Raw genomic sequence first — 25,843 nt, 5'->3', positions numbered from 1 at the left:
CATGAGCACAATCTCTGAAAATGGTTCAGTCGGACATATCCATTTAAAAAATATTAACCTGCATTTAGGACAAGATAAACAACGCTTTCAGGCGCTTGACCATGTGTCCTTTGATATTCAGGCAGGTGAATTTGTATGTTTGTTGGGGCCATCGGGTTGCGGTAAATCCACCTTGCTCGGTGCATTGGCGGGACATTTACCAATTAGCTCAGGCACCATGTTGCTAGACCAACAACCGATTGCTGAACCATCTCCTGATCGTGGTTTGGTATTTCAGCAACACACCCTATTCCCTTGGAAAAGCGTGCTGGAAAATGTCTGCTTTGGTTTAAAAATGAAAGGCGTTGCCAAAGCAGAACGCTTACAACAAGCCAAAAACATGATTGAACTGGTCGGGCTCAAAGGTTTTGAACATAAATACCCTGCCGAACTTTCAGGCGGTATGCAACAACGAGTCGAGATTGCCAGAGTGTTAATCAATCAACCTCGTGTGTTGCTGATGGATGAGCCATTTGGTGCATTGGATGCTCAAACCCGATTAAAGATGCAGGAACTGTTACTGGAGATTTGGCAGAACATTCAAACTTCGGTGCTATTTATCACCCATGATATTGATGAAGCCTTATTTTTGGCAGATCGGGTCTTGATCATGAGCCATCGACCTGGACGAATTATTGAAGAAATCAAACTGGATTTTGCCCGTCCTCGTCATGTTGATTTAGTCACTTCGCCTGAATTTACCCAGATTAAAAAACATTGTATTCAAGTATTAAAACACGCCACACAAGCTGAACTGAGCCGACTGAATCCGTTGGGTCTGAATCAGAAAGTAGCCGTTTAGGAAGATTAAAAATGAGTATAAATTATCCAACACTGCCTGATCTTGATGAAGATTATGCGGACTATTTATTGCAGCTCAATCAGGACGATGAAAATATTCGCTTTGTGGCGATTATGAATATTGCTGATGAAGAACAGCCTGAATTATTGGCTTGGCTGCATTATTCAGTACTGCAAGACCCTGCATCCAAAGTCCGTGAACTTGCCGCCGCCCGTTTAGAGGGTTGGGAAGATGCCACTTCGTTACACACTTTAGCGCAAGCACTCACAGATGCGCATGAAAATGTGCGTTTAGCTGCGGCACAAAGTCTCAGTGAGATTAAAAAGCCTGAATCTGCTGAGCATTTAGCGGCTTATTTACAACATCAGGATGATTTTGTCATTGCCTCGATCTTGCGAGCCATCAGGGAATTACGTGCTGAACAGTTATTTGATGATATTTTACAGCATGTTCAGCATGCCAACCCTTTGGTGCGTAAGGAAGCGGTCAGTACCTTAAGCTGGCTGCAAAAACAACAAGGTTTGGTGGCTTTGGCTGAAATTGCTAAAAATGATCATGATGCCGAAATTCGGCGCATTGCTACAGGTGGCTTAGGTGCAAGCCAAAATCTCAGCCCTGAAATACTGGCAGCTTTGCAGAGTTCACTCATAGCCGAAGAATGGCAATTGCGTGTCGAAGCAGCATTGACTATTGGTAAGCTGAAAGCAGTCGAACTGGAAAATATCCTGTTGCAACAACTGGATGACAGCTATTGGCAAGTGCGTATTGCAGTGACGCGTAGTCTGGGCTTACTGAAAGCCAAATCTGCCCTTGCAAAATTACAGGAAAATTTCCAGCATGACATTAGCAACTTGCGTAAGGAAGTCGCCATTGCATTGGGTGAAATTGGTGGCGAACAGGCACAGGATATTTTACTTGCCCATGCAGAAGACCCTGACCCAGAAGTGCGTAAATCTATTCGTATCGGACTAGCTCTGATTTAGGAGAAACTTAATGCAGCTTGAACCGACTGAGATCAAGGTCAATGTAGAGCAGCAACGTTTATTGCTAAGTTGGGAAGATGGTGAGCATAAGGATTTTAGCCATACCCAACTCAGGAAACATTGCCCATGTGGATTTTGCCGTTCCACTCGTTTATGCCAGAAAGAGATTCAGTATCCTGAAAATGTTGCCATTTCAGCGATTTACTCACAAGGCTACGGCATTCAAATCTGCTTTGATGATGGACATGACAAAGGCATTTTTCCGTGGGCCTTTTTGAAAGAACTTATGGTTTAACAAGAACATTCAAAGTGATGAAAATATCTTTAACAACTCTGCCATTTCATCATTTTGAATGATTCACTCCTTAAAATATCGAGGTTAAATCAGTCCAGCTATTCATCATTCGCTATAAAAATAAATTCTTTGGAAATTTCCATGCAACCATCAGATACCACACCTCCGATTCAATCTGTCTCTTTCTGGGATGCTTTTCGCTTCTGGCTTAAATTGGGGTTTATCAGCTTTGGCGGACCTGCTGGCCAAATAGCGGTAATGCATCAGGAACTTGTGGAAAATAAACGCTGGATTTCTGAAAAAAGATTTTTGCACGCACTCAACTATTGCATGTTGTTGCCTGGTCCTGAAGCACAACAACTCGCCACCTATATTGGCTGGTTAATGCATCGAACCACAGGCGGTCTCGTTGCAGGGACCCTGTTTGTTTTACCCTCCCTGTTTATCCTGATTGCCCTGTCATGGATTTATGTGCAGTTTGGTGATCTACCGATTATTGCAGGCCTGTTTTACGGAATTAAACCTGCCGTAACCGCAATTGTATTCCATGCAACTTATCGCATTGGCAGCCGCTCACTAAAAAATGCTTATCTTTGGTTGATTGCTGTGGCTGCGTTTATTGCCATCTTTGTGTTCAACACCCCTTTTCCCTTAATCATTTTAGCGGCTGCGATTGCTGGCTATGTGCTGAGTAAGCAAAAACCAGATTTATTTAACGCTCAGGCTTCCCATCAAAATGATCATAAAAGTTATGGGGCAGCCCTGATTGATGATGATACCCCCACGCCTGCACATACAATTTTCCATTGGGCCAGACTCGCCAAAATCCTGAGCATTGCAGCATTGCTTTGGTTTGCTCCAATGCTGGTTTTGACTCTGGGACTGGGATGGCAACATGCCTATACCCAAATGGCATGGTTCTTTACCAAAGCTGCCTTGCTGACTTTTGGCGGTGCGTATGCGGTTTTACCCTATGTCTATCAAGGTGCGGTCAATCATTATGCATGGCTGGGTCCAACCCAGATGATTGATGGTCTGGCACTGGGTGAAAGTACCCCAGGCCCACTAATCATGGTGGTGGCTTTTGTTGGCTTTCTGGGCGCATATAACCATGCATTATTGGGTGCTGATCATTTATTTTTAGCTGGGACAATTGGGGCAGTTATTGTCACTTGGTTTACATTCCTGTTTTCCTTTGTGTTTATACTGGTGGGTGCGCCAATTATTGAATCCACTCATAATGAGTTGAAATTTACTGCGCCACTTGCCGCCATTACTGCTGCTGTGGTCGGTGTCATTCTCAATCTTGCCTTGTTCTTTAGTTATCATGTGCTCTGGCCAAACGGCTTTCATCACCCTTTTAATTATGAAGCGGCATTTATTACTTTGGCTGCATTTATTGCACTATTCAAATTTCAGCTCAATGTGGTGTATGTGATTTTTGCTTCGGCCTTTTGTGGTTTAATCCTCTATATGAGTGGTTAAACATGTATACACAACTTAAGCAATTATAAGTACCAGATTGTGTCACTCAGTTGTTTTATTTCAGATTGATCATGACTGACATAGAGCATCGGAATTTTAATATCTTGTTTGACGCGTTGAAAAAAAGGAATGATCTCGGCTTTATGCGCCGTATCTAGTGCAGATAGTGGCTCATCGAGAAGCAGCAATTGTGGCGAGTACAGCAACGCTCGACCTAAAGCCACTCGCTGTTTTTCGCCTCCAGAGAGCTTAATCGGCATCCGCTCAACCAGATGCTCCAGCTTGAGCAATTCAATTATATAGTCCAGCTCAAATTTTCGTTGCTGCGGTGCAATATGCTTAAAACCAAACAGTAAATTCTGTTTGACATTTTTATGTGGGAATAGCTGAGCGTCCTGAAAGACCAAACCTACGCGACGCTGTTGCGTACTGAGATAAATGTTCTGACCTTGATCGAACCAAGTCTGGTTCTGGATTTTAATCCACCCCGATTGTGGTCGGATTAAACCTGCTATGCTGTGTAATATGGTGGTTTTCCCCGAACCAGAAGCCCCAAATAAACCAATCACCGATTGATCAGATTGAAAGCGTTGATCCAAAGAGAATTGCCCTTGTTGTAGCTGTATATAACAATCAATCATGCTGAATACCCACGCTTATTTTTCTGGTAGCGATTGAACCACTGTGCAAACCATAAGGCAAAAAATGCTACCGATAAAGACAGGATAATCAATCGCCATACTGCCGTTTCGGTATCAGGCTGCTGCATCAAGCTATACATGGCCAACGGCAAAGTACGGGTTTCACCAGCAATATTGCCAACAAAAGTGATGGTTGCACCAAACTCGCCTAAGCTACGGCAAAAACATAAAATACTGCCAACTAAAATCCCACTACTTGCAAGCGGCAATGTCACCTGTATAAACGCCCCAAAGGAAGATGCACCCAACGTTTTGGCTGCCATTTCCAGACGTTGATCAACCAGTTCAATCGCTAGACGTACGGATTGCACCAATAAAGTAAATCCCATCACTGCGGATGCCAATACCGCGCCTTTCCAGTTAAAGGCAAATTCCAACCCCAACGGCGCAAGATATTGACCTAAAATACCCCGATTGCCAAATACCTGTAGCAGCAAATAACCAGGCACTACAGGTGGTAAAACCAAAGGCAGAAACACCAAAGTTTCAAACAGGGATTTACCCCAGAATTCCTTTCTCGCCAATATCCATGCAATCAAGGTCGCAGGAACCAAACTAAAAATAAGACAACTTGCTGCCACTTTGCATGACAGTTTCAGTACTTCCAACTCTTCAGGAGTAAACATTACCATTTATTACAATACGCTAGCCATATTTTCTAAAGACGATTCGATCTGTCCATTTTCCAAAAACTTGGAGAATTTTATAAATTCAAATTTTTTCCACTAAAACATTCCTCATTACATCAGCTAGCATAGCTAATCCAGACTGCTTTATCTTCAAGCTTCGCTATATTTCCACAAATATAGCGAATAATACAGTTATACAGAATACCTTAATCAAAAGCGATCATCATGAATACTTTTTTGACCCAAACAAAATTGTTATTCAGCCAACTTAAATCGTTTTAAGTCAGCAATATTTATACCAAATTAGTTAGAAGAATTATTAGCAATAGCAACTATTACCGCAAGCTTAAAAACTTTAGCGCTCTAGCTGAATATCCTGATTTTGTCGAATGGTTTGAATTTCCTTACCCTCAGGATCAACATAAACCAATTCCACCCGACGACTTAGGGCACGCCCCATTTTCGGGTTTTCATTTTCAATCAGCTGGGTCTTACCTTTTGCCTCTGTCGCAATACGATTTAGGGCAACACCTTGCTGAGTTAGATATTGAGATACTGCCTGCGCACGACGCAAGGACAGTTTTAAATTATATTGTTCATTTGCCTGCTGATCGGTAAATCCATACAGTGTCAAGGTGTAAGCTGGATGTGCTGTTAGGAAGTTTACAATCTGATTGAGTACATTGATGGAATCTTGCGATAAAACCGCCTGATCCAAAGCAAAATGCACAACGTTCGGCACAGGTTGATCAGCAACCTGCCTATTTTCAGAGATTACTGTTTTTTGTTGCGGCGACCAAATCGGCCAAGGCCCTGCAACACCATGACATCCCTGCTCACTGCCATTCAGTTCCTGTAAAGATGGATAACTAATTTTCGGAAGCTGTTGAGGAACATCTGCACTGCAACTAAACGCCCGACTATTTGCCTGATCAATTAAGCGCTGTGCTGATAAAAACAGTTCCCGTGAATGTCGCCAGCCCAACTCACAATGTTCAGCGGCTGCCCAGACTAGCATCACCTCTGCCTGTGCAATCTGAGACTGGGCACAGGAAAAACCTGCATGCTGTTTCAATAATTCAGCATTTGCCCATAAATCCCGACGCATTACACTTGAGGTAGACAGAATCGGTGTGGTTAAACTTAACTGCTTAGCCTGACCCTGCTCCAATGCCGCTATAATCATTTCCGCCTGAGCAAGGGCCTCCTTTCGCGCAACCGTTGCACTTTTTTCACTTCCCTCATGGGCTGCATAAGTCAACCATGCGGCTGCTTTGGCAGCATGATAACGTTCAATTCCCTGTTCATTCAAAAAAGGAACGAGACGTGTCTGCAAGGCAGCAACCTGTTGATCTTTTGGATTATAAATACCTGACTGGGCTGTAGTATCTGGAGAATCTTGTGCCATAACAGGTGCAGCCAACTGATCAGGATTTTCTGCCCAAACCATTACGCTCCAGCAAACCGCAACAGTTGCAGCACCACGATAAAATTGACGCAAGGCAGGTGTGACATATTTCATCTTTATGGTTCTCTTGAAGCGTTCACGGTAGAATTGTTGCGAGAAAACAGGTTCTCATCAAACTTGAATCTAAAGCGTACATATGCGCCCTGAATAGTTGTGTCACTATCCACCAGATCATCATCTTTATAGCCAGAGAAGTTATAACCACCTGATAACCAGAGGTTTGCAGCCAGCAAATAGCCCACCTCACCCCCAACCAAAATACGGCGGCCCGAACTCATATTCGACCATAACACACCTGTATGAACACCCGCATCCCAACGTTCATTGATGTCATACATTGCCCGACCACTGAGCATATGTGTCATACCACTTGACTCCAAACCAGAGAACGTGGTGTCCACATTTTTAACCGCATATTGGCCTGAAAGGGTAATATCGCGACCTGGATGATAATTCAAGTGATTTGAGAAAATATAGACATGCTTTAGGTATGGATTATTTAAATCTGACTTGTTACTGTCATAGCGGTATTCCACCTTGGTCAGCGCATCAAAACGATTGTGCTCAGTGTCACGGTAGGCAGCACCCACCTGGAAACGATCAACCAGGCGATCACCACTGTTTTCATTCTTACTGTCAGTCAGGCTAACTACATTTTTCGCCAATAAAGTCACGTCATCAGAATATTTGTAGGCAATCCCCAGATTATTCAGGATGGTGTCAGACTGGTCAGCCCAACGTGCTTCAATTCTCGCAACAGCTTTCCAGTTTGGATTGGCCAGATATTCCACACCTAAAGATGCAGCAGTGTTATCTGAATTTTGGTTATCGGTATCTGCTTTTGACAATGACTTCACCTGTTCAAAACTGGTGGTTGCATAGAAGCCTTTTTCCAGTTCCCAACGGTTACGTAAACCGATTGCAGCTTCAGCTTCACGAGCGCTGATACCATCACGAACACGATATTCACTAAACGCTGTGCCATTATTGTTATATTTGCTATCCAGACCAAACACTGTGACATTACGACGCTGATTGTTATTTAGGTCATACAGTCCCTGAATACTGGACACCAACTCATGGCGACCATAGGCACGTAGTTTTGAATTAATCTGGTAATTCGCACCCAAGGCAAAAATACGGCGCTCAGCTTCGGAAACATCCTGCTCATATTCAGCAAAGACATTTGAACCCTGCCAAGGAAGCTGTGTGGTGATTTTTGTACGTGCGGTTAAACCATGATACGGCGCTGTTTGTGAAGCCCCCAACAGTGCTGGATTCTCAGACTCATCATAATATTTCAGGCCCAGCTCAACTGCCACAATACGGCTGATCGCACGTTCAATACTGGCAGAAACACCTTGATTGACACCACTTTGCAAATCTTCAGTACGGATAGCCTCCAGTTTTGCCAAACCGATCTTACCCAGTTGCGCACGCCCTTTTATACCACTTTCCTTACGTCCAGCAGTGATTGGTGCCGCAGTGTTATAGAATCCTGTATCTGCCTGATTATGGTAGGTTTTCAGCTCCATATTCTTATAGGCATAGTTCAGTTCAACGCGAGCCGCATTCCCCGACAATTTACCTGTTGCATCTGGTGTGGTGTTAATCTGTGTTAAAGAGTTTAAACCGTCATTAATATTTTCAGAACGGGCAAACTCAGCAATCAATTTACCCTTGTCGGCAAATTTCACCACGGTATTGACACTGGCCAACTGGTCCTGCGTCAGTGGATTATTGCTTTTTACATACGCCCCACCCACTTTCACCTGATCAAGCAGCTTCACCGAGCCTGTAACACCACCAACCGTGTATTCATCCCCACCCTGATCAGATTCCACTGTAATACGCAGATAGACTGGATTCAGGTCAGCATCGACACTTGGTACAGGATCTTTTAAGTAAATGCTGTTGCTAAAGGTATCCACTTCATAATCAGTAAAACGTGCCAAAGTGCTACGCGAAATGATCAGGCCTGGATTATTGCGGTCACGGGTAACCACCTCAACTTTTTCACTATTGGCAAGCACATCATCGGTATTGACATTGCCCATGCTATAAGGACCCGAAATCCCCATGGCACGTTGTTCATTGGTCACCTGTTGCGTATTGGTCTGCGCAGCAAAGGCCGTTACTTTATAGCGGTCTGTTTCGACAGCTCCACGAACACCTGTTAATGAACGGCTATATTGACCTAAAGCCAGGCCCTCATCATTTTCGGTACGTGTAACATAATCACCGTACATGGCATAAGAACGGCCTTTATCCACACGCACGTAGAGCTTACTGGTTGTTTGTGCATCAAAACCTTTCGCTGCCGAGTCACCATAAACTGGATAATATTCATCTGGACGAATATCACGGAACAGACGCTGATTTTTATCCTTGTCAGAATCATAGGCAAGAGTCAGTAGATATTCACCCTTGACTTTACCTTTCAGGAACATGGCTGCACGCCCTGTCACATTGCTTTTGCCATTGTCCGATGATGAAATCTCTTGCAGTTCTTCCTCAAATCCATCCTGCGAACGGACATTACTTAACTGTTTCGGATCAAATTTCTTAAAGTTAATTGATCCTTCCACCAAACCAACTGCGATAATCGGACGTAGATCAGGTAAGAAACGTATTGGTGTACTGCTATGGAAAATACCACTTTCAACCGACAGCGTTCCTTCCCCTGCCTCGATTGGCGCCTGTATTGGTACAACAAGCGTACCGCCCTCAACAAAGACCTGAATACCAGGTTGTTTTGGGTCCAGGTCAGTCAACTCAATTTTACCAATCGAGCTGTCGAGCGTAACAGGCGTACGGCTAGAAACCAATGTGCCATTACGGTCAACAATTTTCATGGTCACGTTAAAATAATCACGGCCGTTGGCTTGCGGTTGTACTTTGGCTGACTCAAGTAACAGCTTATCCATTTGGTCAGGGACAATCACATTGACCTGTTTGCTATCCCGAACATTGCCCATCATGTCGACTTGACGAACTTCAATACTGTTTTTACCCACAGCAAGATCGACACCGATAAAATCCAGACCTGCAACCTGTAGGTCAGGCAATATTGCGCGCTTACCAATTCGTTTCTCAGAAACCTGTGTGCCATTTACCCACAGTTGTAGTTGTGTGCCAGCAGCACCCTTAACCTGAACCGCTGTTTGGGCATAACCAAGAAGCTGCCCATCTTTTAAGTTGATAATTTCTAGCTGATTATTGGCAGCATTTTCCAGCACTGTTTCCAGACTAAGCATTTTCGCAGCTTGAGTGGATTCGGCTGGCACACTCTCAGTTGCTGCCAATGTTTCATTCAGTGGCAAGGCAACTGAAGAAGCAACGCCAGATTTTTCTGGTTCAAAAGTAACCTCTTTCAGTTCCTTAACCTGTTCCTTGGAAAAATCAAGGTTACAATTGGCCCTGATTCCCTGTGCCGAGATACAACCACTTGCTGGCTGACCTTTAACATCGGTAATTTTGGAAAAAACTGGATCAATTGTAAGGTCTGAACGTAACACCTGTTCTAAATTGGTGTTGTCCTGTTCAATGCGTTTTTTACGTTCTGCTATCTGCTGCAATAAGGCTTGCGAACATTGTCCTGTACCATTGGCAATTGCAAAATCGGCACGATGTAGTTCACCACGTTTTAAATCCACAAAACGGCTATTCGGATCACCTGCCTGACGATTGCCAATTAACACCAACTCAGAATCAACTGGCAAACTGGTACGATCAACCTTTAAGACGTGGGTTTTGGCACTGATCCCATAAAAATCATATTTACCTTCACTGTCAGTCACCACATAGCTACCATCTTCAAGGTAAATACGCACACCTGGCACACCGACTTCACCTGCATCCTGTACCCCGTTACGGTTACAGTCAGTAAAAATCTTACCGACAATAAAACCATCAGAGATCATTGCGCCAGGCGTTACTTCTACTTTTGCAGATGCTTCGTTTGATTCGACTCCCTGACCATCTTTTGCCCGAACACGGTTAATGCCATCACCATTCAAGGCATTTGGACCAATATAGACGCGATACTGAACCTTAACTTCCTTACTTGGCGTTAGTGTACCTAAACCCAGTTTCAAATAAGGACCTTTTCCACCCAATGGATCAGCAACCTTGGTGCCATCGACACGCATAGAACCCTGAACATAGATAAAGCCTCTAGGCAGGGTATCGGTAATCGAAACATCTTTGGAATCCACCGTGCCACGATTGGCAACCGTCACGGTATATTCTTCAAACTCACCAATTTCCGAATTTTTATTGGTCGCAACTTTTTGTACAAATAACGGCGAGGTTGGCACAGCCAAATCAGGATCAATTGGAATATCGATATTTAGTGCTGGATCACCATTATTTAAGGTAAATTTGCCAGCATAAGACCATTCCAGATCAACAGCCTTATCCGCAGGGAAACTTGGATAAACCGATTTATCACTGACAAAGCTATAACGTGTATTTCCAGGAATTGTGGTTGTATCCACAACAAAACTGTAGGTTCCTGCTTTAACAAGGGGATAAATAAATTCACCCTCGCTATTGGTGACCTGCTTGGCTGGAATTGTAACCAGTTCTCCAGTCTGCTCATCAAGTTTGTATGCAACATTGTCCGCAATTGGCTGGCCATTCTGGTCTAATAAGGTTATGGTTGCCCCTGCCACAGGTAAACCTGTCTTGGCATCAAACACTGTTCCATATGGATCCATAAGTACCTGAGTACTAATATCGGTAAATGTCTGGGTTGAATTACCCTGCGCATCCAGACAGTCCGTCAGGCTAACTTGTACTTGATCGCGTTTGACTGTTTGTAATAATGAATCATAAGCAACACCTACATCTGCAAATGCGGTTGGTAGCGTGTAATGGAATACGCCTGTATTCGGGCCAGTTTCTACACCAATGACCTCTTCAAGATCACCTGTTTTGACTGATTTAATTTTAATCTTTACCTTGTCCGCAGTATAACGGTCCGCATTACAGCTGGCATTTTGCGCTTCAAGATAAAGTGGTTTATTCACGCTGCCTGTAGTCAAGACATTTTGGAAATCACCAGATTTATTATTAATCGCTGCGAGACCACCTACCACGGTTAAAGCAGGATTAGACAATACCTCTTTTTGGCTATTTGTGGTTGCATACGAAACTTTATAGGTATTTTTAACCGTTGTTTTGGCAATGTTACGGTTCATTGTAACCGTAAGATCGACTTGTTCAGTTGTATTGGCGTCTATTTGTGGAAAGCCAACCACCAATTGATCAACCTTGCTTAAGTCACCTGGCAAGGTCGTTGTATAGTTATTGCCTGTTTGCTTATACAAAACCTTGGCCTGCGTATTTTTTAACTGTGCAGACTTAAATGTTGTATTGGCAGGCAGATCATCAACTAAAAGCACCATTTTCTGTGCCTGACCATCGATCATCACATCCACTGGTCTTGCCGCTTTTTTACCCTGATTGGTTATGGCCAAGGTATAGTTAAGGTCATAGCTGGCATTGGCTGATGGCTCAAAAGTTTTCTGGGCAACCTCTTTGGTTGCAACCAGTTGTGGTCCATAGCTGATGGCACTATCTGTAGCCGTTGCTATTACACTGTTGTCTTCAACAAGTGTTGCTTTTAACGGTAAATTTAACTGCTGACTCTCGGTCAGGGTCGCACTCGCTGTTGCAACGACCCACAAATGAACGCTCTGGCCTACCGCCAAGGCAACAGTGGTTGTCAGTTGTTGATCATCGGTGTCGAATTGACCGTTTTTATTGGTATCTACATAAATTTTAACATTGCTTAGTTCATTTATTGTTAACGCTTCTAGCTGTACATTGACAGGAGCATTACTATTGTTGACTAAGGTATTTGCCCAAATAACACGTGTACTTGGTTCAATTTCCTGAACTGGTGGAGTAGTTAAAGCAATTGCGTAAAGAGCAGAAATATTGATTTCGACGGTATTTGAAACTGATTGTTGGGATTTACCATCGGGTGCAACATAAGTTGCATAGGCAATATTTTGGATAGAGCTACCCACTTCAGGCATATTCGCTGCATAACCATACTGCGCTGACAATATTGATACTGTCAACGTTGATAACATGAATGTCATGTTATGGAATGCGTTAGATTGCTTCTGTTGTAGCACAGCGCTTACCCTTCAACTAAATAGTCTAAAAAATTTAAAAAATTATTTGAGATGAACACCTGCCTAGGCAAATGTTCACATCTCTAGTTATTTGTTTTCATTTCAAGTGAATGAATAAAGCTTATGGTGTAAGTGGATTCACTTTAATCACAAACTCTAATGTTGCACTTGCATTTGGTGCTAAAGGCGACTGTTCTGCTGAAACAGTACCTGTATAGCCATCAACATAACTTGCTGTGTTTTGTAATGTTGCGCTTGTTGCAAGTGGAGACACACCTGAGATTGCTTTCAAGGTAGTGTATGACGGCGTATTATCGCTAATCACCACATTCGTTACGGTTGCATTACCTTCATTGGTCGCAACAATACGGTATTTCACACATTCGCCTGGTTTGGCACTCACAGTGTTCTGTGTATAAGTTGCGCCTGTGCCTGTTGTACAATCAACCAAAGCCTGATCCTTAACCAAACGTACCTGACCTTCAGTCACTGTGGTTAAGTCAGTATTAGAGATACTTGCGTGTGCAATACCAGTCACAGTTGTTGGGTTAATGGTGAAGATAACTGAACTTGGTGTTCCAGGGGTTGCATTGCTTGGCGCTTGAACCTTGATGAGTAAGTTCACAGAAGCGTTACGTGCAATCGCGCCTGTTACCGCTGCCAAATCACTACCTGTAACTAGGGTATCACCTGCATCAATGTTACCGTCGTTATTCACATCGATAAACAAGCTGGTTACCCAACCATTACCAGATTGGTCATTGGTCAAGGTAAATGGTAAGCTACCTGGTGTTGCACCTTCAGCAATGTTACCTGTGTTGGTTAAGGTGTGTTTATAAACAACTGTACCACCTGGTGCAACTTGACCAATGCGGTCATTTTGCAGGCTTAACTTACGATCCGCCTGAACAGTAACCTTGTCCACCATCACATCACTTAGGTTTGTCGCTGGTGAAGATACCTTGAAGTAAACTTGTTGGTCACCTGCTGGTGCATTCGCAGGAGGCGTTACCACAGCAACAAGTTTAATGTTACTGCCACCATTAATATTACCAGTATTGGTTAATGGTGCGCCTGTTGGGTTACCACTACCATCAGCCACATAGAATTTAACATCCCAACCTGTTGGTAATGCATGTGCAGGATCAATACCTAGATTGAAGTTATCGCCTGTTACACCAGCATTATCAATTTGAAGTGGGAAATTCACAGCCTGATTTGGTTTGGTACTACGAACATCAATATCTAAGCCAGTATCCTTACCAGATGCGCCAGCCACTGAACCAGTAGTATCTGAAGCATCACCATTATGTAAGTCAACTGTTGCAGGCGTTACTTGGCTAATCACCAAATCTAACGTATCTGTCTTAGTTGCATCAGACTTAGGACTTGTGGTCAAAGTCGCCTTAATAGCCGTTGATGTTGAATAGTTTGCTGGTAGCGTTACCTTTGCAACAAGGTTGTATGTACCACCACTTGGGATAGAACCTGTTGAAACAAATGGCGTTACACCGTCAGCTTGATACAAGGTAACAATACTACCTGCTGGTAATGTGCCTTTATCAATCGCAATATTAAACTCTTCACTCACATTACCCGTGTTATGGATAACGATTGGCTCGCCACCTTGACCTGAAGTGCTAAATTCAGCAACTTCACCCTGCTTGATTGAAGCAATGACAATTTGGTTATCTTTTGCGGTTGCAGAGGTTTTCTCCGCATCTGCGTAGGCATCAGTTTGGCTATCATTGATTGTGCCTTTTTTGATGCTTAAGATATTTACGTCATTCGGGTTAGATGGCGTATTTCCTTCTGGGCCTGATGGACCATCTGGGTCAACATTTGCAATGTTCGTGATCACGCCCGCTGGTGTATTTTGATCTACGCGAACCTTAAAGGTTAATGTACCTGTAGTGTTCGGTGCTAGAGTTGGAATCGTTAAGGTTACAGTACCTTTACCTGATCCTGGAGTGGTTTCAACAAACTTATAACCATCAGCATCAACACCATCAGTTTGTGTCACGCCAGCAAGTTTTGCAGAATTAGCAACATAAGTTAAACCAGCAGGTAACAAGTCCGTAACTGTAACATCAGTTGCTGTTGTGTTACCTGTGTTTTGGTAAACCAACTTATATTCAACTTCACGAGCGGTTGGACTAGCTTGGGTCGCATCAATTGCCGTTACGCTGGCAGATTTAATCACACTAATCACTGCACCGTTGGTAATTTTAACGGTGTCTGTATTTGTTGCTGTGAGTGTATTGTCTAAAGTACTTTGTGCAGTGATGGTTAATTTACCCAAATCACCAGCAGAAAGTGCAACACCACCTGCACGAGTTGTTGGAGTGGTTGCCTGAACAATTAAGTTCACCGACTCACCTGCTGCCAAGGTAACACTTGTTACAGGAGTCTGGCTATCAGGAACACCATCCTTATTGGCATCAAGATAAACTTTTAAATTACTGAAGTCATATTGGTCACCAGAGGTAACATCCGCCACATTTACCGTGAACGTATCACTACCGTTACCCGTGTTGGTTAAGGTGTGTGATAAAGAAACCTGGTTGTTCGCATTGGCATTTGCTGTTCGGTCAGCAATCAACGTGAAACTTGCAACTGGCAATACTGTGGTGGTCACAATATTTGAAGATACAGTTTTAGTGTTTCCTGTGCTATCAGTATAGCTTGCAGATGCAATGTTACTGATATTTGTACCAGCGGCTGGTGCAGCGGCATGTGCAGATGAAACGAAAGCAGCACTACCAGCGACCAATGCAATGGAAGCTGCTAGCTGTGTAAGTTGTAGACGATTTGACATTATTTTACCCCTTATACGTAAAATGCCAATTAATTACTTGTTTTTTCACTATTTACGCGTGTTTGAGCAGAAACCGTCACAGACTTTCCAGCTGGAAGTTCTGCAATGGTCCAACGCAATGCACGATAATCTTTCAGTGGTACATTCACCATTTGATTACCCTCTTTGCGTTTTAAAGGCATTGGGGCAAAATGTGTACCGTCGGTACTTGCTTCAGCATTCTCTGGCTGAGACTTCGCCAGAAATTGAGTTTCTACAGGTATCGGTAAAGTCGCGGCCAGATTCTTGATTTTCCCAGCGGTGTTATTGGTATAGGTTGCCCGATACTCAATCACATCATTTGGTTTTACCTTAGTCACCAGCTTTGAAGTTGATTTCCCATCAGTGCCTGCACTGATCAGGAAAGTTTTGAGTTCTACTGAAACGGGCTCTTTTGTCGTTTTAGCCTCGGCGAATACACTTCCAGCCAAAACAAGAACCGCAGTACCAAGCAAACATTTCTTGTACATATTGTTTAAATACGCCATTCAATTATTCCTAGTCTTCTTTTTTATTTTTTGAACAGTAAGCTTTTTTACCATTCAAAAAACCGTTACTCATTTTTACAAAAGTATATCAATAATCAATAAATTTGTTTGAATTATTTCATACTTTTACAAAAAAATATTCTATTACTTCAAACTAAAGCAACTTCCATACCATCTTTTTCACCACAATATCTCTGCATATTTTTCGACCTAATTTTTAATCAGACTTTCTGCTTATTGAATCACACAGAACCTTAGAGTTCCTGTTGCTGATGGTTTTAGCAAACCTGTTAGCGACCATTCAAGAACTTCTCCAGAATGTGTTGCATTACAAGTATTTCCACTCGGTGTTACCCTGCAGCTCACATCACCAAAATTAGTACCAGTTGGTAAACTATCTTTCACCTTGACATTCTGTAGGTTCTTCACACTATTGTTTTTATAGGTGATCTCATACTCTAAATTTTGTTGTTTTGTGGCTTGGTTATTTACTAAAAAGCCTAAAGAATCAGATGGAGTTGACGAACAACTGGTCACTGCGCGTACTTTTTTTGTCAATGTCAACCCTGCACTGCCAATAAGTGTCACGTCTTGACGTTGTTGGGTCTGCCTGGAAATGTTAAGTGAACTGACCTGATAGCTTGCCTGTAACGTTCCAATATGCTGGGCACCAGCAAAAATATTGGTGGGTGAAAGTACTCGTTGCACAAGACAGATATCGGTATTGGGTTGTAATAAAACAGTACCAGATGGCGTTGGATCAAATACTGTCTCACCAGCATCAACAGCACCATTACAGTTGCTGTCTCGGTAAACCAGTGCCTGCCAAGGCTGATCATTATTTGAGTTTGAAGAACTTCGGATAAGTTGAGTTAGTTGTACAGGTGCTTGTGTAGTCAAGCGATGTGGATAATCGGTGACTTCACCTACCGTAATAGTATGTTGTCCATCTTCTGTTAAAACCACATTGAGATTGGCATCACCAAAATTATTGTTTGGATAACTTGTGGCTGTGGTTTTTGGCACCGTAATCGTATCTGTATTGCGACTGTACGTTCCTGTTGGACTTACCCCGCTAACTGAGGTGTATTCTGGTAAATTGGTTTGCACAATGCAGAATGGGTTACTTAGAACACTTTTCTCAACTTTAAAACGATAATCCCCATTGTCATTGCTTATTGATACAACATTGAGGTCAACACCTGAACAATTGGCAAGTTTAAGCGAACTGCCAGCAATGCCCTGCTCATTTGCATCAATGATTCCATTATAGGCATTTGCCACAATATTGCTGACGTTGCCGCCATTATCATTAAAGACTTTGCCTGATATTAAAACTAAATCTTTACGGCTATTGGTTAAGGTACAAATAATTGCTGCATCGTTTGTATTAATCGTTAATTTATTGCCATTTAAAGGCGTAGTGTTGCCAGTACAGACGAGATTTCCCACATACTCATTTTCATCGCCTTTGCTAAATGCCTCAATGATACTTCCTGTTGTTCCAAGCATGGCCAGCGGAACAATAATTGGTGTACCTGCTGTAGAGTTTGCTCCCGTGGCGTCCGCAACTGAGAGTCCTGTTGTTGCATTTGTGGTAAAGCCAACACTGTTCACGGTTGCACTATCACCAGCTAAGGCATTTTCCCATTTTTTGATTAAAGTGAGCGTAGTAAGTGTATTCGTTAAGGTACAAACAATATCTGCCCCTGCTGCAATTCCCGTTCTGGCTAAGGTGACTGTCCCATTTGTTTTATTAACAGTGACTGAACTTGCTCCTATACCCGTACATACAGCATCGGTCAACCGATATCCTGTCGGCATACCCGATTCAGTTAAGACGACATTTGTTAATGACAGACTCGGAGAAAAATATTGGGTTATGCCTGATGTTTCAGTTTCTGCAACTGTTGTCGTAATGGAATGGTTTAAGATTCCGCTATTTGCACTGGCAGTAAAATCAAATTTTCCAACCCCACCACGGCTAATTTTTTTAATTGTTAAACTTGGCGTACTATTAACAAATGTACAGGTAATATCTGCTCCACCAGTAATTAGTCGACCAGATGAAATGGTCAGCGTTGACCCGCTTAAATCACCAAACTCACCAATATTTCCTGTAATAAAACTATTGGCATCAGTACATTTCGCATCCTTTAATACATAACCCGTCAAAAGAGTTGGCTCACTAATCGTCACATTTGAAAAGGTGTCATTCACCGTTAAAGCAGCAGAGGTACCTTTACCAATATTGGTAGAAGAACTTGAGGGGGTTGTTGCCACATTTGTCGATGTACTGGATAAATTACTGTTGACGAAAGCAAATGTGCCTGTACCACCACGTGACTCTTTTGCAATTTTGACAATTGGCACTTTAATATTGGAAAAATTGCAGTTTATATTTGGGTTATTGTTAATTTCAGTGGAGGTAAAGGCATAAGTTTTTGTACCCGTTCCTGATGTTGGTGCAGTGCCAACAAGTGCGCCAGACGTGCCATCAGTATTTCGAACACGGCAAGTTGCACCCAGTAATGACCAGCCAGCCACATTTGTTTCTGAAATGTTTACACTCCCTGATGACGAGGTGACTGCAAAAGGCTGACCAGAAAATATTGTTCCACCGTCAACCTGATATTGATCAATTGGTGTTTGCGTTATCACGGTCGCACTGGTTTTATTTGTACCTGTTAAAGAAAAATCAAATGAACCTGTTCCACCAATACTTGACTTGGTTATATAAATCAATGCTCTTGCAATGGTTGTTTGTACACTACTGGTGTTGTCACTAGGAAAAATATCATTATTTGCAGTAGCATTCACTGTTGCCGTGTTTGTGGCAACGCCTGACACTGCTGTTGCAGAGATAGTAACGCTACAAGTCGCTCCTTTAGGACCACTAAAAGTACCTGACAAGGTGTTTCCAGATAAACTTGCTGTACATTTATCTGAAGCAGTTGCTGTTCCACCTTTAGTGGCCGCTACAGCAATAGAAACTGAATTAAAATTATTTGGAACGATATCCTGAAAATTAGCCACCCCTGTAGAACTAATTGCACGTTCTCCTTTATTGGTAATCACTAACTGATACTGAACTATATCATTAGTTTTTACCATTAGAGGTTGTGATTGAAATGATCCACCCGTTCCTTTACGCTGAGTTTTTTCAATTTTTACATCCACATCCTGAGGGGCATCATCATCAATAATTGTATAGGTTGCCGTGCCATTACCTGATGCACCACAACCACTTGAAGACATGACATGGTATGCATTGCTTTGATTAATTGTGACGGTAAAAGTTTCATCAGGTTCAGGGACTGTATCATTGATAATTTCTACAGGGACATTCAGGATATAAGGTGTGCCACTTCCATAGTTACCAGCGGGTATTGTAATGGTAAAAGTATTGGCCACCCCACCATTAATTTTATAGTCTGTACCTAGCTGTGCTGTACCATCAGTAACTGTAAAGGTCAGTGGAATGCCTGCTGGTGGCACAGTTCCAACCACAATGACCTGAACAGGCTGAACACCACCGCCATTTTCGGGTACAGAATAATTAGCAGATGTAAATTCAATAATCGGCTTAACCTCAATCTGAATGCCATCCAAAAAATTCCCTGAAGTTCCTGAGCCTGAAGTAGACTGAAAACCAATGGTCGTTTGCCCTGTTGCACCAGTATAAATAAAGCTTCCGCTATAATCGGCCCATCGAGTTGTACTTCCCACAGGTACAGTATTACTTTGCACAGGATTACATGTACCAGCACTACATGACGTTATATTACCCGTCCCTGTTGTACCAGTTGCGACTGATACTACTGGTTGCGTACCTGCACGAAAATTCATGGTATCAGGATTGGTATTTCGTCCATTATGGCTAAATCTCCAATTGACTTGCTCGCCATTGACCAAACAAATATTTTGGGATATTTCTGAAATATATTGGGCATTTAATTCAGCGAACTGCGTTCCTTCTTTAGCAACCATGTTGCCTGTGCCTCCCCCCCCAATACCCCGAGGTCCTGACCACAGTTCCATAACCTGTCCATTTCCACTTGGGACATACGTACAAGAATCTACAGCCTCTTCTTGGTAATAGGGATGTGTGGTTAACCAACCAGGAACCTTAGTACTGTCAATATATACACGACAGGCATTACCAGTATTTGCAATTTTAGGAATTTCAAAACTCAGGTTAATAAAACTACGCTGATAAGCAGCCTGAGCAATACTGATGCTACTGACCAGTGAAAAAAACAAAATCAAAAGTTTTAGAACAGCATGATTAGCCAGTTTCATCATCTTGAATTTTTCCATTGAATTACTGCCCCACATAGCGCACCCCGAAACTGAATTCGTAACTTTGACCACCAACCACACTGTTTAATGTTCCTGTCAGCTCACCTGCATTATTTAAAGCAGGGGCTGTCGTGCCACTACATGATGTACAGGTTGGAACTTTCGATAACACCGTATAAGCAGGTGTCATATCCCTAAAGGTAAATACATTATTGATTGTGGGACCTGAATTATTTAAGGTTACTTTGTAGAGGACACACTGTCCCTGACCATTGCCCTGTTTGCCAATATTTAGCTTATTTAAACTATAAGCCTCGTCAGCAGTACCATCACAATTGAAATCACGTGCCTGCAATTTGGTTAAACTTAACTGTGATTTATTCACGGTGGTCACATCCTTAACAGATGCTACAACTTGATTCGCTGAGTCTTTTAAATTCACAATGGTTGTGTTGGATTGGGTAACATTATTTGAAGCAGTATTATTCACCTGAACAAACAACCTGACTTGTGACCGTGATGCCAATCCACCACTCGGTAAATCTGATAAATGATTAATTAAGGTATCACCACCATCAAACTGTCCATTATTATTGGCGTCATAATAAAGTTTGGCATTAAATTCAGACTGATCATTGCTTAGAACAAAATCATAACTGCCAGAAAAAGCTGTATCGCTATGATTGACCAATAGATGGCTATATACCACAGTGCCTAATGGTGCGACCTGACCATATAAATCTGGCATAAATTCCAATTGAGGCTTGGAGTTTACACTTTGAATGGTTATGGCATCTTTAATAATGTCCTGAGCAGGGTTACCTGTAGCGACAAAGCTGGTTGAGATGACACGGAAATAAATCGGTACGGTGACGTCATTATTAACTTTATCGACCTCAACAACCGCACAGACCAGTTGGGTTTCTCCATCATTTAAATAAATCGTCTTACCAATTTCATTACCCAACCCACTACAGTTTGTACCATTTGTGGATGTATAAAAACGCACACGGTTTACACCTGCGGGTAAAGTTAGGCTGGAAAAATCACTGCTGGCATTTGCATTGAGCAAATACTCTGTTCCAACGCCTGTATGTTTCACCCTTAATGGAAAAATTGCCTGCCCACCAGTCACAGGGTTATTACTGGATTTTACTGTTAAGGTTTTCCAAGCAGCACCATTATTATCAACCACACCATTACCCTGCCCCGTATTATCCGCATTGGTTAAATCTACTAGTTGTGAAACAAGAGTAAGGGTCAAAGTACCCTGATCTTTAATTGTACTGGTTTTACTACCGTCACTCACAGACTGTGCTTGTGGTGTAACTTCAAAAACTGTATTTGTGGTTACCGCATAACTACTTGGGAAACGAACTTTGACCACAACAGGAACACTGGTATTGGCAGCCAATAATCCTGTATCAGGAATGCCATCACCATTACTGTCCAATAACGGAGTCACACCATCCGCACGATACAACTCAATTTGACTGCCTGCTGGAAATGTACTGCCAGTTAAAGTGAGGTTAAAACGGTCTGTGGTATTCCCTGTATTCCAGACATAGTTGGTAAATTTAAGTTCACCGCCCTGTGATACCGCACTGGCAGTAATGGTATTAGTATTATCATTGACATTGCTTGCACTGCCATTCATTTTGACAGCATAGACTGGAGCAACATTTACAACTGCTGTATTTGTTTTGTCGGTCGTTGTTCCTGTCACATTGACAAAATTCTCAATCTTTCCTGCAATACTTTTATTAATTTTTACCTTAAATTCAATATAACCAATCGAATTTGCAGGAATACTGGTCAATACAGCAGTCACAACATTAGAACTTACATAATAATTAATACCAGTAGGATCATTTGCTCCTGTTGCAGGGTCGACGGTTGTGCCATTCCAGTTTTCACCACTATTGGATTGATACGTTAAGGTTGAATCCAGAGTATCCGTTAAAGTGATATTACCTGTAGCAACATTACTTGGATTTTGATAATCCAAACGTATTGTGACAATGTCTCCATTTGCAGCAGTAGTTTGGGAGAATTTTTTACGTACCATCAACGTGGACTGATCAGTTACAGTTGCCTTGTCAACATTAGTGTTTGTTCCAGTTGCACCATTTATTGATGTTACAGCTAAAGTCAAGTTTGCAACTTTTCCTGTGGTAATCGTATTCGGTATGCTTGCTGCAACAATTAGTCCAACTGACTGACCTGCACCCAATGTATAACCTGTAATCGCTGATCCATCTGGGACACCATCATTATTGGCATCCAGATAAACCGTCAGGCTACTATTCACAAAATCAAAATCATCGCCAGTAAGATTATTGCTTACAGCAAAAGTATATTGATCTGTATCGTTACTGGTATTGGTTAAGATATGGTTAAAATAAACAGTCTGTCCTGCCACTACTGTTTTGTTATTGGCTGCCACCAAATTTAATGAATACACAGGCAAAATCGTGGTTTGAACAAGATTTGAACGTGTCATTTGTACAACAGTTGAACCCTCTTCACTATATTCACCAACTGCCATATTACTGATGATCGAGTTGGTTGCAGCCCAAGCCGATTGCTGGACCATCAACACGCACAGCAAGGTCAGGACCCAATTAAACAGTTTTGGGCGGTTATTATTTAATGTATTGATCATCTTCATGCTCTAATATCCGCTCTGTTTATGGGCTTACCCGAATAGAAAAGTACATGGCAGCCTGATCCTGTGGCGCAAGGGTGCCAACATTTCCTGAAATCTGCCCCGCATTGACTGCAACTGAACCCTGACTAATTGACGGTGGTAAACCAACACGCAATTGACTGTAAACAGGTACAACGTCATTGATCACGACATTACTGGCCGAGGTTATTCCCTCATTTTTAATGGTTAAACGGTAAGTCACACATTGATTTGGTTTTATCTGAAGCGGTGTACTTCCGTAAGTTGCATTGGTTACCGTAGCCAAAGTTAAGGCACAATTTTCATCCTTGGTCTGCTCTTTGGTCAAACGTAACTGGGTTGGATCTACCGTGGTCAAGTCAGTGTTTTGTAAATCAGCCAAAGCCAAACCCTGAATAACATTGTTTGTTTTTACAATAATATTGGCTGCACTGGACATACCATTGGTTGCGGTTGTCGGTGCCTGAACTTTTAAGAGAAGTTGAATTGAAGCTTGCGGCGCTAAACCACCCGTAACCGTAGATAAGTCATTAATGAGTGGATCAGTTGCATCAATCACACCATTGTTATTGGCATCATAGTACAAGGTATAAATAAAATTATCGGCTGGTTTCTGCGATACAACACTTAGGCTAACCTGACCCGTGGTACTCCCCTCAACAATCGTACCCATGTTTTTCAAAGTATGTAGATAAACAACTGTTCCACCAACATTCACTCGTCCCTGTTGATCATTTGCCAATGTCATTTGTCGTTGAATAAGATCGACTTGATCTTTAATGCTATCTGCCTGAGCATTCATTGGGGATTTTATCGCAAACCAAATTGGCAAATTGGTCAAGTTGGTATTAGGTGGAACAGTGACTACCGCACAATATTGTTTGATTGCACCAGCAGCAACAACCCCTGTATTGCTAATTTCACTTGTTAATGTCTGGCAACTATCATTGGTATCATAAAATTTTACGATCCATTGTGGAGGCAAATTGGTGCTGATGTTATTCACATCAATCTCATTGGCTGAAGCATATAAATTATAATTATTGGCGACACTATTATAATTCTTAACCATTAAGGGAAATACTGCATTTCCGCCCTTAATTGCAACTTGCTTGAATAATGCCTGTCCACCAGCTGCTGTGACAATTCCTATGCCAGTTCCTGAACCATCATTATTGTACAAGTCACTAGAACCGACAGAATTAGTATTGGTTAGTTGATCACGAGTCGCATTCTTAATTGCTGTATCTGTGGTAGAAATTGCTGTGATGTCAAAATTCAAAGTCTCTGTAGTGACACAATTGGCAGGAAAATAAACACCAAGCACAATTTTTTTCGATGCGCCTGCTGCCATCGAACCTGTATCTACTACACCGTCAGCATTACTATCGGTGAGCAAAGTTTTTCCATCAGAGTGATATAAACGTGTTATCGCACAACTTGGCACATTTACACTTTTATCAATTGTAAGATTATAGCTATCTGTTGCCTGCCCCGTATTCCAGACATAATTTTCAAACTGAACTTCTTTGGCGGCACCAGTAAATGTGTTTGCTTTGGTGAGCAAGTCATTCGTGCCTCCATCAGTATTTCCAGCAGAAGAGTTATTCAGTATCACCCCTAAGGTTTGCTCTACATTAAAAATAACGGTGTTGGTGTTGGTGTCTTTCAATAAAGTAGTTGTATTGTTTTTATACTGTTTATAGTTCGCAGTGTTATTGATCTTTTCCACTGCATTCGGATTAACTTTCACCTTAAAGCTCACCGTGCCCTTGCTTAATGCGGCAATCCCTGTCAGTTTAAACTCCACCTCACCATTTACATATTTATAGTTCATGACTGATTCAGCAGTACTTCCTGCTTCATTGTCATTATCTATATCTGTCAGTGTAGCCGTGCCATTACTCCAAATCGCAGTTCCCGCCTGATATGCAACATTACTCGGCAAGGTATCATGCACCAGCAACTGACCTGATGCAGTCCCTGTATTGCTATAGGTAAATGTATAGGTAACTTCTGTGCCTGTTTTACCTGTACTGATATTTTGAGATTTTGTGACCTGAATGACCGCATCATCAACCACTTTTGCAATATCTGAGACAGTGGCAGACACATTACCTGGATCAAGTTGACTGGTTGAAGTTAAACTAAAGTTTGCCACATTACCTGCGACAACATTTTTAGGAATACTTCCGACCACCACCAAAGCAACTGACTCGTCTGCCTCTAAGTGCAAGATTGCATTATTGAGTAAATTATTATTGTCATCAGGTTCACCATTTTGATCCCGATCCACATAAACTGCGATATTTTCCAGATCAAATTGATCATTTGTGAGTTGTGTCAGAGCAACCTTATAGTTATCTGCGATATTTCCTGTATTGGTTAGTACATGAGGGAAATTGAGTTTACTGCCAATTGTACCAATATTTTGCTGATTACTTTGTAGACTCAATGAGTAAATGGGCTGAACTGTCAGGATAACAGGGTTGGAATTAATTGTTTGTAGGTTGCCCTGTTCATCATAAAAATCACCACTCGCAATATTGGTGATACTGCTACCTGCCTTAGGCTGAGCAAAAGCAATAGAGCTACAAGAAAAGATAAATAAACCAAGAAAAGAGGTAAACGAAATTTGTGAGATAGCACTTTTCTTGAACCGACCTATCATATCCAACAACCCACTAAAAAAATAAAAAATTATATTGACGATTTTTCAACCAGAATACTACAAAAAACCAACTTTTAACAGAAAAATGTAAAATAATAGTTATTTTTATTAAAAATAATAAATTCAGCAACATTTATTTTCAAATCAGAGACTACAAGCACATTATTTATTATTAGATATGGAATCAAATAAAAATTTAGGAGAACGCTATCACAATAAAAGCAAATATTTTTATGTCTTTCAACACAAAAAAATGACCTAGACGAATACTGTCAGTTTTAAGCA

Annotated in this window: 13 protein-coding genes; 4 read left to right on the top strand and 9 right to left on the bottom strand. The window is 41.9% G+C overall.

Annotation, left to right across the window (positions count from 1 at the left end; genetic code table 11):
* Window position 1 precedes the first annotated feature (1 nt).
* From N5J47_RS09340 to chrA, 4 genes are all read left to right on the top strand, one after another.
* Window positions 2-841 carry an ABC transporter ATP-binding protein gene (locus N5J47_RS09340; protein WP_279959677.1) on the top strand — a complete coding sequence of 280 codons (840 nt, stop codon included), beginning with the start codon at window positions 2-4 and terminating at the stop codon, window positions 839-841.
* Window positions 842-852: 11 nt separating this feature from the next.
* Complete coding sequence (locus N5J47_RS09335) at window positions 853-1,824, top strand: HEAT repeat domain-containing protein (RefSeq protein WP_279959676.1); 972 nt, start codon at window positions 853-855, stop codon at window positions 1,822-1,824.
* A 10-nt stretch (window positions 1,825-1,834) separates the two neighbouring features.
* Window positions 1,835-2,119: a gamma-butyrobetaine hydroxylase-like domain-containing protein gene (locus tag N5J47_RS09330; RefSeq protein ID WP_279959675.1), complete on the top strand. Its 285-nt coding sequence runs from the start codon at window positions 1,835-1,837 to the stop codon at window positions 2,117-2,119.
* A gap of 141 nt (window positions 2,120-2,260) precedes the next feature.
* Entirely contained in the window at window positions 2,261-3,604 is a 1,344-nt protein-coding gene (chrA, locus tag N5J47_RS09325; protein ID WP_279959674.1) for a chromate efflux transporter, read from the top strand.
* A gap of 23 nt (window positions 3,605-3,627) precedes the next feature.
* Here the strand turns inward: chrA and N5J47_RS09320 are convergent, their stop codons facing one another.
* From N5J47_RS09320 to N5J47_RS09280, 9 genes are all read right to left on the bottom strand, one after another.
* Window positions 3,628-4,245 carry an ATP-binding cassette domain-containing protein gene (locus N5J47_RS09320; protein ID WP_279959673.1) on the bottom strand — a complete coding sequence of 206 codons (618 nt, stop codon included), beginning with the start codon at window positions 4,243-4,245 and terminating at the stop codon, window positions 3,628-3,630.
* Entirely contained in the window at window positions 4,242-4,937 is a 696-nt protein-coding gene (gene modB, locus N5J47_RS09315) for a molybdate ABC transporter permease subunit (RefSeq protein WP_279959671.1), read from the bottom strand. The genes N5J47_RS09320 and modB overlap by 4 nt, the downstream gene beginning before the upstream one ends.
* A gap of 352 nt (window positions 4,938-5,289) precedes the next feature.
* Window positions 5,290-6,456, bottom strand: coding sequence for an OmpA family protein (locus N5J47_RS09310; protein WP_279959670.1), 1,167 nt, complete (start codon window positions 6,454-6,456; stop codon window positions 5,290-5,292).
* A gap of 2 nt (window positions 6,457-6,458) precedes the next feature.
* Complete coding sequence (locus N5J47_RS09305; RefSeq protein ID WP_279959669.1) at window positions 6,459-12,551, bottom strand: SdrD B-like domain-containing protein; 6,093 nt, start codon at window positions 12,549-12,551, stop codon at window positions 6,459-6,461.
* A gap of 121 nt (window positions 12,552-12,672) precedes the next feature.
* On the bottom strand, window positions 12,673-15,369 hold the full coding sequence (locus N5J47_RS09300) for a hypothetical protein (RefSeq protein ID WP_279959668.1): 2,697 nt from the start codon (window positions 15,367-15,369) through the stop codon (window positions 12,673-12,675).
* Between the two features lie 29 nt (window positions 15,370-15,398).
* On the bottom strand, window positions 15,399-15,896 hold the full coding sequence (locus tag N5J47_RS09295; RefSeq protein WP_279959667.1) for a hypothetical protein: 498 nt from the start codon (window positions 15,894-15,896) through the stop codon (window positions 15,399-15,401).
* A gap of 234 nt (window positions 15,897-16,130) precedes the next feature.
* A complete protein-coding gene (locus N5J47_RS09290; RefSeq protein ID WP_279959666.1) occupies window positions 16,131-20,201 on the bottom strand; it encodes a hypothetical protein in 4,071 nt (1,356 codons plus the stop codon).
* 19 nt (window positions 20,202-20,220) lie between these two features.
* On the bottom strand, window positions 20,221-22,869 hold the full coding sequence (locus tag N5J47_RS09285) for a hypothetical protein (protein ID WP_279959665.1): 2,649 nt from the start codon (window positions 22,867-22,869) through the stop codon (window positions 20,221-20,223).
* A 19-nt stretch (window positions 22,870-22,888) separates the two neighbouring features.
* A complete protein-coding gene (locus N5J47_RS09280; protein ID WP_279959664.1) occupies window positions 22,889-25,558 on the bottom strand; it encodes a hypothetical protein in 2,670 nt (889 codons plus the stop codon).
* Window positions 25,559-25,843 lie beyond the last annotated feature (285 nt).

The organism is Acinetobacter sp. GD03645, from assembly GCF_029845285.1.
GTDB classification, from domain to species: Bacteria; Pseudomonadota; Gammaproteobacteria; order Pseudomonadales; family Moraxellaceae; genus Acinetobacter; species Acinetobacter corruptisaponis.
This window is presented reverse-complemented; position numbering and strand designations above follow the sequence as displayed.